Raw genomic sequence first — 619 nt, forward strand, 5'->3', positions numbered from 1 at the left:
AGAAGCGCATACTCTTGCTCGCCTAAGGCGGCTAAGCGTGCTCGGATCAGCGGACCTTGCTCTAAATTAAAAGGCTGGGCTAGATCATCTGCTTTTAGCTGCGCTAAGCGCTGTGCTTTAGTACCAGATAAATCAAGCACTTTCCAATCAACAAATTGCTGATTGCAAATGATGGCTCTGTTAGGTGCTAAGTGGGTAGGCGCTAGGACTAAACGCAAGACTGCATGACGGGCAATAAGCTGGGTCCAAGCACGTTCCATTGCTTTGGGATCCAAGGCCCCTTCAAAAATAAAGAGCGCTGCAACATGGTATGGATCATGGGTATTAGGACTTAATGCAACACTCTCAAAAGCTAATCCCTGTTGAAGCGGTGTTAAAGGCAAAATATCCTGTAAATCCGGATAAAGACGCAAGAGTTCATCAAGCGTTGCTTGGTCGAGTTGGCCGGGACGTTTTTTATTGTTTGTCATTAAAGCTCGAATTCTGAAAGTTCAAAATCACCTGGCGTATAGCGATTGGCCAAAGGATCTTCTAGGCAGTGCTCAGTCAATTCGATTAATTGCTTGATCCAACACGCTTTGAGCGCAGCGATCGATGCTTCACTGTGGATTGCTGGGCA

At 46.4% G+C, this 619-nt stretch carries 1 protein-coding gene; it reads right to left on the reverse strand.

All coding sequences use genetic code 11. The features are described from left to right. A partial coding sequence (locus ICN41_RS11220) for a condensation domain-containing protein (protein ID WP_216293013.1) occupies positions 1 to 470 on the reverse strand: 470 nt, incomplete at its 3' end. Positions 471 to 619: the final 149 nt, after the last annotated feature.

Source organism: Polynucleobacter sp. 15G-AUS-farblos (assembly GCF_018882445.1).
In the GTDB taxonomy this organism is placed as follows: Bacteria; Pseudomonadota; Gammaproteobacteria; order Burkholderiales; family Burkholderiaceae; genus Polynucleobacter.